Raw genomic sequence first — 13,299 nt, 5'->3', positions numbered from 1 at the left:
ACACGACCGTTAAGCCCTCCAGCGCCGATGGTACTTGGACCGCAGGGTCCTGGGAGAGTAGGACGTCGCCAAGCAAATCCTTATGATTACTATTCCCTGATAGCTCAGTTGGTAGAGCACTCGACTGTTAATCGAGTTGTCACAGGTTCGAGTCCTGTTCGGGGAGCCTTTGCTCTCATAGCTCAGCAGGTAGAGTGCATCCATGGTAAGGATGAGGTCACCGGTTCGAACCCGGTTGAGAGCTTGTGTTAGGGCCCGTTGGTCAAGCGGTTAAGACACCTCCCTTTCACGGAGGTAACAGGGGTTCGATTCCCCTACGGGTCATAGGATAGTATGGAGGCTTAGCTCAGCTGGGAGAGCATCTGCCTTACAAGCAGAGGGTCGGGGGTTCGAGCCCCTCAGCCTCCACCATATTTCATCCTCTTACCTGGTTGAAATGTTGGGGAATTGTGAATCATATGCATATTGGGGATTAGCCAAGCGGTAAGGCAACGGACTTTGACTCCGTCATGCATAGGTTCAAATCCTATATCCCCAGCCATTAAGAGCCATTAGCTCAGTTGGTAGAGCACCTGACTTTTAATCAGGGTGTCGAAGGTTCGAGTCCTTCATGGCTCACCATTGTATTACATGCGCGTGTGGCGGAATTGGCAGACGCACTAGACTTAGGATCTAGCGTCTTTGACGTGGGGGTTCAAGTCCCTCCACGCGCATCTTGTTTTTGCGGACGTGGCTCAGCGGTAGAGCATCGCCTTGCCAAGGCGAGGGTCGCGGGTTCGATTCCCGTCGTCCGCTCCATATTTGCGCCCTTAGCTCAGCTGGATAGAGCGTTTGACTACGAATCAAAAGGCCGGGAGTTCGAATCTCTCAGGGCGCGCCATTTTCTTGAAAATGTATAATATCGGGATGTAGCTCAGCTTGGTAGAGCACCTGGTTTGGGACCAGGGGGTCGCATGTTCAAATCGTGTCATCCCGATACTAATTTGCGGGTGTAGTTCAATGGTAGAACTTCAGCCTTCCAAGCTGATAGCGTGGGTTCGATTCCCATCACCCGCTTACTGATTACCTAGAAGCCGAGAGGCTTCTTTTTATTTTGTCCACATTATAAACGTTCTCTGTGTATAGGTTACTGCGAAAATCTCCTGTCATGCACAGTTGGGGATGACTTGTGCATATTGTACATAGGCTCCAGGTACTTTAACACCCAGATCCCGAATTCCCCCTCTAATGTATCCCATTCTCCTGTAGTAAGGCTAATTTCGTGATCAAATCCCTTCAATATAGGAATCCTATGACCGTTAACGATACGGTTGTATGGTGATAACTCTAAGGCTGCTGTACGTAGTTGTACACAATGTATTCTATTTATGTGGGTATAGCTGAGTATGGATGAAAAAAACTGCTCTGAAATATTGAAATTATGGCTGTTTTGTGTATATCTTTGTGGATAGAAGCTTATTGGGTTTCACTTTGTCAACAAATAATGAACATATGCACATAATGATGCATGATTTTTTGTTTTGAAAATCATGCTTTTTATAATACCTGTGCATAAAGTTTCATGTTTATCTAGACGATAAAAGTGATTTGGTTTATTAAATTTCATTTTTATGCATAAAAAACCAATATATTCTCAAAAAAAGTATTTAAAAAGCGTGACTTTTTACTGTAAATTTTGCAGCTTTTCACGCGTTTTTATTGTATGATGTTAAGAAAGTGTCAAATTTCGTGTGTATACGTACCTTTGCAACAAGGCTGCGTTGGGTGTGAACAGATCAGATGGGGGGAAAAGCATGACTGAGCTTACGTTAACCGCTAACAAAAACCAATCCAACAATCTGCTACGGCGGGACGTTCGTTTTCTAGGGAATATTCTTGGTGAGGTTTTGGTCCATCAGGGTGGCAACGAACTTTTGGATATTGTGGAAAAGATACGTGAGACAAGTAAATCGTTACGTGCCGGGTATCAGCCGGAGTTGTATGAGAATTTCAAACAAATCGTTAGCGGACTGGATACGGACATTCGTCACCAGGTTATTCGCGCGTTTGCGATTTATTTTCAGTTAGTGAATATTGCCGAGCAAAATCATCGTATCCGCCGCAAACGGGACTATGAGCATTCTGCTGGTGAAGATGTTCAACGTGGTTCAATTGAAAGTTCTGTTCAGGAGCTTAAACAGGGTGGATTCTCGGCTGAGGACGTTAGCAGTCTGCTGGAGGAGCTTTCACTGGAGCTGGTTATGACCGCACATCCTACAGAAGCCACGCGACGGGTGATATTGGACATTCACAAGCGCATTTCCGAGGACGTCATGCTGTTGGATAATCCTATGCTTACCTTGCGGGAGCGGGAACAGGTGCGGGAAAATCTGCTGAATGAAGTGATTACACTATGGCAGACAGACGAACTTCGTGATCGCAAGCCAACTGTGTTAGATGAAGTTAGAAACGGGATGTATTATTTTCATGAGACTTTGTTTCATGTGTTGCCTGACGTATACCAAGAATTGGAACGATGTTTAGGCAAATATTATCCTGAGCAGAGATGGCATATTCCGACCTATTTGAGATTTGGCTCCTGGATCGGGGGGGACCGGGACGGCAACCCGTCTGTTACGGCTCATGTTACTTGGGAAACGTTACGTATGCAGCGTAAGCTGGCTTTGAGAGAATATCAGCACACGCTGAAGGAATTTATGGGTTATCTGAGCTTTAGCACTAGCATTATACGTGTCTCTGATGATTTGCTGGCTTCTATTGAGGAAGACCGGACTCATATTACGCTTAAAAAGATGGAAGTGTGGCATAACGAAAAAGAGCCTTACCGCATCAAGCTGGCCTACATGATAGCCAAGGTGAATAATATCCTGGATGAAAGCAAGCAGGGCACGAAGGAACGTTATAGCTCTGCTGAAGAGCTTATTGCGGATCTGAACGTTATTGACGACAGCCTGCGTCATCATTTTGCGGATTATGTGGCAGATACTTATATTCAAAAGATGATTCGTCAGGTAGAGCTGTTCGGCTTCCATACGGCTACGCTGGATGTACGTCAGCATAGTCAGGAGCATGAAAATGCAATGACTGAAATCCTCTCTAAAATGAATATTGTTGCGGATTATGGCAAGCTCCCTGAGGAAGAAAAAATAGACCTGCTGGAAAAGCTGCTGAACGAGCCTCGTCCGATTACGTCGCCGTATTTGAAATATAGCGACAGCACGCAGGAATGTCTTGATGTATATCGTACGATTTATCTGGCTCAGGAGGAATTCGGCAAGCAATCCATTACAAGCTACTTGATCAGTATGACTCAGGGAGCAAGCGACTTGCTGGAAGTTATGGTGCTGTCTAAAGAAGTGGGTCTGTTCCGTGTCGAGAAAGATGGCACAGTCGTATGTACACTGCAATCCGTTCCTCTGTTTGAAACGATAGATGATCTGCATGCTGCCCCTAGTATTATGAAGAGGCTGCTGAATTTGCCTGTATATCGCCAATCTGTGGCAGCAATGGATCAGCTTCAGGAGATCATGCTGGGATATTCAGATAGTAACAAGGACGGCGGTGTGGTGACGGCGAACTGGGAGCTTCGGGTTGCGATGAACAGCATTACGGAAGTGGTTAATGAGTTCGGCGTAAAAGTGAAGTTTTTCCACGGACGTGGGGGAGCACTGGGACGCGGAGGAATGCCGCTTAATCGCAGCATTTTGGCCCAACCTCCTCATACGATCGGAGGCGGCATCAAGATTACGGAGCAGGGTGAAGTACTCTCATCCAGATACTCGCTCAAGGGCATCGCTTATCGAAGCCTGGAACAGGCAACGTCAGCTCTGATTACCGCAGTGGCATATAACCGTTCCGGTAAGAAGGAAGTGTTCGAGGAGAGCTGGGAAGAGATCATTGCCCGTATTTCCGAGGTATCGCTGGAGAAGTATCAGGATTTGATTTTCCGCGACCCTGATTTCTTCACCTTCTTCAAGGAATCAACCCCATTGCCTGAGGTGGGTGAGCTGAATATTGGCTCTCGTCCGTCCAAGCGTAAGAACAGTGAACGTTTTGAGGACTTGCGCGCTATTCCATGGGTTTTTGCATGGACGCAAAGCCGTTACTTGCTGCCTGCTTGGTACGCGGCTGGAACTGGGCTGCAAAGCTTCTATCAGAACAATGAGGATAACCTCAAGGTGCTGCAAACAATGTTTAAGGAATCAGCTTTCTTCCGCTCCCTTATTGATACACTGCAAATGGCGATTGCGAAGGCGGATTTACTGATTGCAGAGGAATATGCAGGGATGTCCGATAATGAAGAGGCTTGCCAGCGCATTTTCGGGCAAATTTCAGCGGAATTCAAGCTGACGTCCGAGCTGATTTTGAAAATAACAGGACAATCGGAAATTCTGGATGATGTGCCGGTAATTCAGGAGTCCATCCGGTTGCGTAATCCTTATGTCGATCCGTTAAGCTACTTGCAGGTTCAGTTGCTTAGTGAGCTACGCGAACTGCGTGACCAGAACGGAGACGATACGGAGTTGCTGCGTGAGGTGCTGTTAACCATTAACGGAATAGCCGCAGGACTGAGAAACACGGGCTGATACAGCTTGGCGCATGAATACAGGCAATCGGGCGCTTATGGGTGCCCGATTATGCTGTTTGCATGCATATGACGGAGCAGGAGTCCTATTGGTGTCAACGCTACAGTTGATTTTCCGATAAAATTGAACTACGATGAATTATCATAACAATGTAATGAGCAACCCATCAGCAAGTCTGGGGGAGTATAGAGTGGATAATATGGAAAGCCGCTTGGTTAGGCTGGTGCAGAAAGGCGATCAGCGAGCTTTTGCGGAGTTAGTCGAGTTATATAAAGATCGGATTTTTCATCTTTCCTACCGGATGCTAGGGAATCGCCATGAGGCGGAGGATCTGGTGCAGGAAACTTTTTTGCGTGTATATCGTAATTTGGAAAAATATGATCATGGGCAGAAGTTTTCAACCTGGATTTACCGGATTGCGACGAATCTGTGCATTGATCGTCTGCGAAGGAGAAAGCCTACATATTCACTGGATGCCGAGATGAATGAGCAGGAAGGTGTGGATGGGTATGCAATGCTCGCCAGCGAAGAACTCACACCTGAAGGCCATACGCTGTTGTCCGAGACACAATCCTTAATTCATAATGCCATTGACAGCCTTCCAGACAAATACAGGACGATTATGGTTTTGCGTTACTTGCAGGAGCTTTCCTTGCAGGAAATTAGCGATGTGCTTAATCTTCCTGTCACCACCATTAAGACGAGGGTTCACAGGGGCCGGGATTTTCTACGCAAAAAATTGGAGCACAAGCTGTAAATCATGTGTTCAGAGTCTTGGAAAGTGCTCGCACAGATGTTTTTTGTGAAACATATTGCTCGTTGTAGCGTATGTAAAGTGAGCAAAGTTTCTAAGCCGGAGCATGTTATGTAGAGAAACACGGAAGAATATTAGAAAGGATTGGCTCATATGGATTGCAAACAAGCCGTCTCTTTTATGCATGACTATCTGGATGGCGACCTGTCCGAGCAGGACAAACAGGAATTAGAGCATCATTTGTTCACCTGCCCGGAATGCCGCATGCGTTTTAAAGAGCTGGAGCGGACGGATGCGATGCTTTATGGTACACGGCATCAAGTGCCGTGTGTATCGGATGAGCTGACACTTCGCATTATGAATGCTTTGCCGCCACATAGAAGAGTGCCAATGGCGCCTATGCTGACTTGGGTGAAAAGACACCCGGCTGTTACGGCCGCAGCTTTCTTTCTTGTTATTATATGCTCAAGCATGGCAAGCTTTTCAACCACAGACCATCAATTGGTAGTCAAGGGAAGCCATCTGGATGAGGTTGTTATTCAAGGGAATACTGTGATCGTGCCTGAGGGTAAATCCATTGCTGGAGATTTGACCGTGCAAAATGGCAAGGCTCAGGTATATGGTGATGTGGAAGGAAATGTAACAGTGATTGACGGTTCTTACTATCAAGCGTCCACAGCACATATTGCAGGACAGGTCAAAAGTATTGATCAAACCTTGGACTGGATTTGGTATAAAGTTACTGATTTGTTCGAAGGTACGTCCTCTCCATAAAAGAAGCTTGAACTGGCAAGAATGATATCAAGCGCCTCTTCCGCTGGAAAAGGCGTTTTTTTTGTATATGAAGCTGGCTATTTGTACTGTATTTTACTGATTTTAGCGGTTCTTTTGTCATGCGGCTTGCAACGCGGGCCTTATCGTTATAACCTAGATAGAGAGAGCATACTGTGTACATATTACACTCACTCACTACAGAAAATTGCGGGGGCATGCGCATGTTGGATTATTTCGCGGACCTGACTTGGAAAGAGTCCATTAAAGATATTATCGACATTCTGATCGTAACCTATATTATGTATAAGCTTATTTTACTTGTCCGTGGAACGCGAGCAGTTCAATTGCTAAAAGGAATTCTGTTCCTGGTGGTCATTTGGGCGGTTAGCACTTGGTTTGATTTGTATACGCTCAAGTGGCTGATGAACCAGATGTTTACCTTTGGTGTGGTAGCTATTTTCATTATTTTTCAGCCTGAATTACGTCGTGCCCTGGAACAATTGGGGCGAGGCAAGCTGTTTGGGCGTTCGTCTGCGGATGATGAGGAGATAAACAAGTTAATCGGGGAAATGATTAAGGCGCTGAATTATTTATCCCGTAGAAAAATAGGGGCTTTGGTCGTATTTGAACGCGAAACGGGGCTAAACGAATACACGGAGTCCGGTATCAAGACACAGGCAGTGGTCAGTTCCGAACTGCTGATCAATATTTTTATTCCAAATACGCCTCTGCATGATGGTGCGGTCATTATTCAAAATAATCAGATTGCTTCTGCAGCCTGTTACTTACCACTGTCGGAAAATCCATTTATCAGCAAGGAACTGGGAACCCGTCACCGGGCAGCGATTGGGGTGAGTGAGGTAACGGATGCCGTAACTGTGGTGGTTTCAGAGGAGACAGGGCAAATTTCTTTGGCTATCAATGGGCAGGTCGTGCGCGATATTAAAGAAGAATCCTTAATATCCAAGCTGTATGAGGAGCTGCGGCCGACACCGACTTTGAAGGAAAAACGCGGCTCATTCTGGAATCGGAGGGGAGGCCGTGGAAATTCATGATGGACAAATGGATTAACAACAATACGATTTCTAAAATATTGGCACTCGCGGTTGCCGTCCTGCTGTGGGGAATGGTTCATCTGGATACGGGTACGCCTTCGTCCACGCTGACCGTTTCTTATGATAATAAAGTGATTGATAATGTAGGTATTCAGGCCAGCGGTCTGGATGAGTCAAAATATGTATTATCTACAATGGATACTGACCATGTGAAGATGGAGATTAGAGGACAGCGTTCCGTGCTGACTTCTTTTTTCGCAGATAATTACCAGGCCCAATTGGATTTAAGTGGGTTGGAAGCAGGCACCAAAACCTTGCCACTCGTAGCGAATCTGCCGAATGGCGTGGAGTTGGTATCTATGACTCCTAGTCGTGTGACAGTCACGATTGAGGAAAAGCAAACGAAATCATTTGATGTTTCTATTGTTTCCAAGGGTAAACCGGATACCGGCTTGCAGCTCGGAGAGCCTGTGGTTGCCCCTCAAACGGTGAAGGTCACCTTGCCTAAAAGCCAGTTGAGTACAGTGGCTGCGGTGCAGGGGGCTGTTGATACGGAGGGAATCTCGGAGAAGTTTGAACAGAAACGGGTGAAGCTGAAGGCTTACAACAAAAAGGGACAGGAACTTACAGGAGCGGTTATTGAGCCTTCCACAGTGTCTGTTGAAATCCCAGTAACCCAGCAAACGAAGTCCGTGCCTGTGAAAATTGTCTATTCCGGAGAGCTGCCGAACGGTCTGGCGCTTTCCAAAGTAAATGCAAATGTAAAAGAAGCGATCGTATACGCTTCGCAGGATGTTTTGAGCAGCCTTAGCTCCTATGTTACGGCTACACTCGATCTGAGCCAATTAACGGAAGCAGGGACCCACACAGTTCAAGCTAATTTGGCAGCGCCCGCCGGTTCTGATAAAATCGAGCCTGGCTCGATACAAATTCAGGTGACAGTTGTGCCATCTAATCAGGTGACCGATGCGGAGCGAACATTGTCAGGCATTCCGATTGTTGTGCAGGGGGCAGCAGACGGGACGACTGCGACGATTACAACGCCTGCAGACAAGACGATGGATGTTACCGTGAAGGGGCCGCAGGATATGATCAGCAATTTAACCAACGATGATATTAGTTTGGTTGCAGACGTAAGTGGTCTGGAGGCTGGTCAGCATGAGGTTACTTTGAAGATAGGCTTGCCCAAATACATTACGCAATCCGGAAACGCCAGCCAGCTAACGGCAACGGTGAACATTGAGAGCCCTTCAACGCCGGCTGTAACGAATCCGGGCAGTGGGAATGAATCAACCCCTTCCGGCAGCGGTAATAAGGGGCAGGAGAGGCCACAGGAGGGCCAGAGCGGTCAAGGCGGCTCCTCTGATGCGAAACCCGGGGACAATGCGGCTGCGGAGGATAAAACAAATCCTCATAACGGCGCAGATTCTTCTGCAAATGGAACCCCGGAGAGCGGTCAGCCATAACATGATTTATCTGTAGTAAATATTTAAGGTTCATTAGACAAAAAAGGGAGTCATTATACATGGGGAAATATTTTGGTACAGATGGTGTACGAGGCATTGCTAATCAGGAACTTACAGCAGAACTGGCATATAGCATTGGCCGCTGCGGCGGATATGTTTTAGCAGGGAATGTAGAAAAACCAACAGTTGTTATCGGTATGGATACACGGGTGTCCGGTCTGATGCTGGAATCGGCGCTTGTAGCCGGTTTGCTGTCTATTGGGGCTAATGTGGTTCGTCTGGGTATCGTTTCAACACCGGGAGTCGCTTATCTTACACGTCAATTGAAAGCGGACGCTGGTGTAATGATCTCGGCTTCCCACAATCCGGTGGAAGACAACGGCATTAAGTTTTTTGGCGGCGACGGGTTTAAACTGACAGATGAAACGGAACTGAGAATCGAAGAGCTGATGGATGCCAAGGAGGATCAATTGCCTCGTCCAATTGGTGGCGGATTAGGTACGGTTGTTGTAGACGAGCATTCTCGCTACGATTATCTGGAGTTTTTGAAAACAACGATTAGCCATTCTTTTGAAGGGCTCAAAATCGTACTGGATTGTGCGAACGGAGCGGCTTATGAGCTGGCGCCGAAGCTTTTTGCGGAATTGGGAGCCGAAGTACACACCATCGGTGCGGAGCCAAACGGGCTGAATATCAACGATCATTGCGGTTCAACCCATCCTGAAAAGCTGAAAGAGGAAGTACGCCGCTTGAAAGCTGACATTGGTCTGGCCTTTGACGGCGATGCAGACCGTCTGATCGCGATTGATGAGAACGGTGAAGAGGTAGACGGCGACTATATCCTTTGTATCTGTGGGGATGCGCTGAACCGCGCTGGAAAGCTCAAGGACAGCACTATTGTATCGACTGTGATGAGTAATATTGGTTTTTACAAAGCAACGGAAAAACTGGCGCTCAAGACTGCAAAAACTGCAGTTGGTGACCGGTATGTGATGGAAGAAATGCGCCGGGGCGGCTTTAACCTGGGCGGTGAGCAGTCTGGTCACGTTATTTTCCTCGATTACAATACGACGGGCGACGGCATGTTGACCGGGATTCAACTGATGGATACCCTGAAAGCTTCCGGTAAAAAGATGAGTGAGCTGAAATCGCTCATGAAGCAGTATCCGCAAGTGCTAGTTAATGTGCGTGTACAGGACAAACGCAATTACGAGGGCAATCCTGCCATTGCAGAAGCGATTGAGCAGGTGGAACAGCAATTGGGTGATAATGGACGCGTATTGGTTCGTGCTTCCGGTACAGAATCGCTTATTCGTGTTATGGCTGAAGGGCCGGATAAGGATGAGCTGGAGCAATTTGTAGGACAGATCGTAGATGTTGTAAAAAAAGAATTAGTTTAAAATTTTGTAAACGTCGGTTGCCTGTTCAAAGTAAGCAGGCGACCGCGTTTGCAGATATTATTTTTAATTGAATACTTACCAGAACTTGCAAATATGAATAAAGTGTCATTGCCAAATGATGCTGAGCTGAATATAATATAGGGATGTTGTGACTCAGAAAGAGAAAGCGAGGGTTGTAAGGTAATGTAATACAAGCGCCAGAGCTTGATTTTGCGCGGGGGAACTTGTTGGTGAGGCAGATCATTCAATTTGGATGATGTTGCTCACAGATGGGTTCACGGCAAAGCGAGCTGACGAGGTGAAGGTGTTCGAAACATTCGGCGGGGACCTTCCGGTGAGGCATCGACCCGTAAATCGGCAGCGGAAAATAAGCAGGCAACTGTTTACACAACGCACCGATAGATGCTTTTATTTTATAAACTAAATTATAAGATTCATTTCATGAATGTGCGGCCATCATCATTGGCGTGCGCGGTTTGGGAATTTCGTTACATTCGTGAAGAGATGCCTGTAATTTTCTATAGTTATCATTGACAACTTCATAGATGAATGAACTTTATTCCGCAATCTACCGCACACGTTAGTCCTGTGATGAGTCGTCCTGTGAAATGATGATCGGGAGGATAACGAATATGTGTGGCATTGTAGGATATATTGGTGATCAGAATACGCAAGAGGTATTGATTGACGGGTTGAAAAAGCTGGAGTACCGCGGTTATGACTCTGCGGGTATTGCCGTGTTTACAGATTCAGGACTGAAAGTAGCCAAGGCAAAAGGTCGTTTGGCGAATCTGGAAGCAAAGCTGGATGGTGCGCCGCTGGTAGGCCATGCAGGCATCGGGCATACACGTTGGGCAACACACGGTAAGCCTTCAGATGAAAACTCCCATCCACATTTGGATGAGAGTCAAAAGTTCTCCGTGGTTCATAACGGGATTATCGAGAACTATCTGGAGCTGAAAGAACAGTTGATCAGCGAAGGTCATACCTTTATTTCCGAAACGGATACGGAAGTTATTTCCCATCTGGTTGCGCGTGAATATAAAGGAGATATCGTCAAAGCGGTACAAAAAGCAATTACCTTTATGCGCGGTGCCTTTGCACTGGGTGTGCTGACAGAGCACGAGCCTAATAAGCTGGTAGCTGTTCGTCAAGCTAGTCCGCTGGTTATTGGTGTGGGAGAAGGCGAGAACTTTATCGGTTCCGATATTCCGGCTATTCTGAAATATACACGCAATGTATTTATTTTGAACGATGGCGAAATGGCTGTTTTGACCAGTGATGCCGTCGAATTAATGACAATCGAAGGCCAATTTATTTCTCGGGAAATGATTCATGTCGAATGGGATGCTGTAACAGCGGAAAAAGGCGGCTATGAGCATTTCATGTTGAAAGAAATTCACGAACAGCCTAAGGCTTACCGTGACACGATGTTGGGCCGAATCGACAAAGAAACTAAAAAAGTTGTTCTTCCTGAGTTGAAGCTGACAGAAGAACAAATTAAAAATATTCGCAATATTCAAATCGTTGCTTGTGGTACAGCCTACAATGCTGGTTTGATTGGTCGTACGATTATTGAAAGCCTGGCTCGTATTCCGGTGGAAAACGACGTGGCTTCCGAGTATCGTTATCGTTCGCCAATCGTAACACCAGAGACACTGGTAATCGTAGTGAGTCAATCCGGTGAAACTGCCGATACGTTGGCAGCACTGCGTGAAGCACAAGCGAACGGCGCTCATGTACTGGCGATTACAAACGTAGTTGGTAGCTCCATTGCCCGCGATGCAGATGATGTGTTGGTTACACTGGCAGGACCGGAAATTGCCGTAGCCTCAACCAAAGCATATTCTTCGCAGTTGATTGCGTTTTATCTGTTTGGTCTGTATCTGGCTCAAGTACGTGGCACACAAACGGATGAGCAAGTAGCTCATATGTTGGCTGCTATGGAATCACTGCCAGAGCAAGTAGAAGAAATGCTGGGCAAAGCAGACGCGATTAAAGCATACGCTGAGCAAATTGCCAGCCACAAGCACCTGTTCTTTATTGGTCGCGGTCAAGACTATGCTGTAGTACAGGAAGGTTCCCTGAAACTCAAGGAAATCTCCTACATTCATTCCGAGGCTTATGCGGCGGGTGAACTGAAGCATGGTACGCTGGCATTGATCGAAGATGGCATTCCGGTTATCGCTTTGGTAACACAGGAATCCGTGTTGGAGAAAACCGTGAGCAATATCAAGGAAGTGAAGGCACGTGGCGCAGATGTTCTTGCGATTACGTACGAAGAGCACGCTGTTGAGTTGTTGAAGTCCGTGGATCAGGTATTTGCAATTCCGAAGACACTTCCAATCCTGTCTGCTGCGATTTCGGTTGTATCTCTCCAACTGTTGGCTTACTACGCTTCCCTTGCACTGGGTCATGATGTTGACAAACCACGTAACCTGGCGAAAAGTGTTACCGTAGAATAAGCAAGCTTTAGTAAAATTCTAAATGTTGTTCAGAGACATTAAAGTTGGTAACTGAACATTATAGTTAGTAACTGATAATTAATGTTGGTTACTATAAATTAATGATAGTAACTAATTATAATGTTCTGAGTGAGCAAGTCTTTTATACAAAATTCCGATGATACTTGTTGTCCAGTGACATTATAGTTGTGAAGTTGCTTTTATAACTTTTTTGCCATTACAAATATAACACTATTCATGATTAAGAATATTACCTACAAGAAAATATGGTATCTTAACTCAAACAGTCCCGATGAAAAGTTTCCTACATCGGGACTGTTTGTATTTTTATAGATAAGTAGGTGGAGTAATGAAGACAGTAGGGGAAAAAATAAAGAGTATTCGGAAAATAAATAAGCTCAATCAAATTGAATTCTCACAGATTATTGGTGTATCGCAAGGGACTTTGAGTGAATTAGAAAAAGATAAATATAAACCGTCTTTAGAAACCATAACTGCCCTAAGACTAAACTTCAATGTTAATCTGGAGTGGCTGCTAATAGAGGAGTACGTAAGTTCTAATAGTGGGTTATTTTGTGTGCAATTAGATGATCTTGAATCAAAATTAATCTCGGAATTTCGAAAGTTAAATGTGGGAGACAAACAGGAAATTCAGGAAATCATAAATTTAAAGCTAAAACGGTATAAAGATAAATAGGTATATTCTGAGTTGTTGTTGTTGTTGGGCAGCGTCAAGATTTTTGTGTAAATGAAATAACCTTTTCTTATGTAGATTGGCGTTACTCTTTTGTGGTGAACA

The 13,299-nt window shown here is 45.7% G+C and carries 8 protein-coding genes, 11 tRNA genes and 1 rRNA gene; all 20 read left to right on the top strand.

Going from position 1 to position 13,299, the window contains the following annotated elements:
- Positions 1–74 (top strand): 5S ribosomal RNA (gene rrf, locus E0698_RS27780); the annotation flags it as partial.
- A gap of 19 nt (positions 75–93) precedes the next feature.
- Positions 94–166 (top strand) — tRNA-Asn (locus tag E0698_RS25770).
- 5 nt (positions 167–171) lie between these two features.
- Positions 172–244, top strand: a tRNA-Thr gene (locus E0698_RS25765).
- Positions 245–252: 8 nt separating this feature from the next.
- Positions 253–324 (top strand) — tRNA-Glu (locus E0698_RS25760).
- A gap of 11 nt (positions 325–335) precedes the next feature.
- A tRNA-Val gene (locus tag E0698_RS25755) sits at positions 336–411 on the top strand.
- Positions 412–466: 55 nt separating this feature from the next.
- Positions 467–541, top strand: a tRNA-Gln gene (locus tag E0698_RS25750).
- A gap of 4 nt (positions 542–545) precedes the next feature.
- Positions 546–621 (top strand) — tRNA-Lys (locus E0698_RS25745).
- A gap of 11 nt (positions 622–632) precedes the next feature.
- Positions 633–713: transfer RNA gene (locus E0698_RS25740), tRNA-Leu, on the top strand.
- A gap of 10 nt (positions 714–723) precedes the next feature.
- Positions 724–798: transfer RNA gene (locus tag E0698_RS25735), tRNA-Gly, on the top strand.
- 5 nt (positions 799–803) lie between these two features.
- Positions 804–880, top strand: a tRNA-Arg gene (locus E0698_RS25730).
- A 22-nt stretch (positions 881–902) separates the two neighbouring features.
- Positions 903–976: transfer RNA gene (locus tag E0698_RS25725), tRNA-Pro, on the top strand.
- Between the two features lie 9 nt (positions 977–985).
- Positions 986–1,056, top strand: a tRNA-Gly gene (locus E0698_RS25720).
- Positions 1,057–1,793: 737 nt separating this feature from the next.
- Positions 1,794–4,586, top strand: a complete 2,793-nt coding sequence (gene ppc, locus E0698_RS25715; protein ID WP_149096483.1) for a phosphoenolpyruvate carboxylase — start codon at positions 1,794–1,796, stop codon at positions 4,584–4,586.
- A gap of 190 nt (positions 4,587–4,776) precedes the next feature.
- Positions 4,777–5,343, top strand: a complete 567-nt coding sequence (gene sigW / locus E0698_RS25710; protein WP_149096482.1) for an RNA polymerase sigma factor SigW — start codon at positions 4,777–4,779, stop codon at positions 5,341–5,343.
- Between the two features lie 150 nt (positions 5,344–5,493).
- Positions 5,494–6,114 (top strand): anti-sigma factor, encoded by a 621-nt coding sequence (locus E0698_RS25705; protein ID WP_192513364.1) that lies wholly within the window; start codon positions 5,494–5,496, stop codon positions 6,112–6,114.
- A 221-nt stretch (positions 6,115–6,335) separates the two neighbouring features.
- Complete coding sequence (gene cdaA, locus E0698_RS25700) at positions 6,336–7,169, top strand: diadenylate cyclase CdaA (RefSeq protein ID WP_192513363.1); 834 nt, start codon at positions 6,336–6,338, stop codon at positions 7,167–7,169.
- Complete coding sequence (locus E0698_RS25695) at positions 7,166–8,635, top strand: CdaR family protein (RefSeq protein ID WP_192513362.1); 1,470 nt, start codon at positions 7,166–7,168, stop codon at positions 8,633–8,635. The genes cdaA and E0698_RS25695 overlap by 4 nt, the downstream gene beginning before the upstream one ends.
- A gap of 59 nt (positions 8,636–8,694) precedes the next feature.
- The gene (gene glmM, locus E0698_RS25690; protein ID WP_134912351.1) at positions 8,695–10,035 is read left to right on the top strand and encodes a phosphoglucosamine mutase; all 1,341 of its coding nucleotides are present in this window, start codon (positions 8,695–8,697) and stop codon (positions 10,033–10,035) included.
- Positions 10,036–10,667: 632 nt separating this feature from the next.
- On the top strand, positions 10,668–12,500 hold the full coding sequence (gene glmS / locus E0698_RS25685; protein WP_192513361.1) for a glutamine--fructose-6-phosphate transaminase (isomerizing): 1,833 nt from the start codon (positions 10,668–10,670) through the stop codon (positions 12,498–12,500).
- A 349-nt stretch (positions 12,501–12,849) separates the two neighbouring features.
- Positions 12,850–13,197, top strand: a complete 348-nt coding sequence (locus tag E0698_RS25680) for a helix-turn-helix domain-containing protein (RefSeq protein WP_192513360.1) — start codon at positions 12,850–12,852, stop codon at positions 13,195–13,197.
- The last annotated feature ends 102 nt before the right edge of the window (positions 13,198–13,299 follow it).

It is taken from the genome of Paenibacillus sp. 23TSA30-6 (assembly GCF_014858585.1).
Lineage (GTDB): Bacteria > Bacillota > Bacilli > Paenibacillales > Paenibacillaceae > Paenibacillus.
Note: the sequence above shows the minus strand (reverse complement) of the source record. Positions and strands in the feature narration are given on the sequence as shown.

What these genes read in the sequence shown, in the direction of transcription:
- E0698_RS25695 (WP_192513362.1), top strand. Translation starts at nt 7,166, where the DNA reads ATGATGGACAAATGGATTAACAACAATACGATTTCTAAAATATTGGCA.
- cdaA (WP_192513363.1), top strand. Translation starts at nt 6,336, where the DNA reads ATGTTGGATTATTTCGCGGACCTGACTTGGAAAGAGTCCATTAAAGAT.
- glmS (WP_192513361.1), top strand. Translation starts at nt 10,668, where the DNA reads ATGTGTGGCATTGTAGGATATATTGGTGATCAGAATACGCAAGAGGTA.
- E0698_RS25680 (WP_192513360.1), top strand. Translation starts at nt 12,850, where the DNA reads ATGAAGACAGTAGGGGAAAAAATAAAGAGTATTCGGAAAATAAATAAG.
- E0698_RS25705 (WP_192513364.1), top strand. Translation starts at nt 5,494, where the DNA reads ATGGATTGCAAACAAGCCGTCTCTTTTATGCATGACTATCTGGATGGC.
- ppc (WP_149096483.1), top strand. Translation starts at nt 1,794, where the DNA reads ATGACTGAGCTTACGTTAACCGCTAACAAAAACCAATCCAACAATCTG.
- glmM (WP_134912351.1), top strand. Translation starts at nt 8,695, where the DNA reads ATGGGGAAATATTTTGGTACAGATGGTGTACGAGGCATTGCTAATCAG.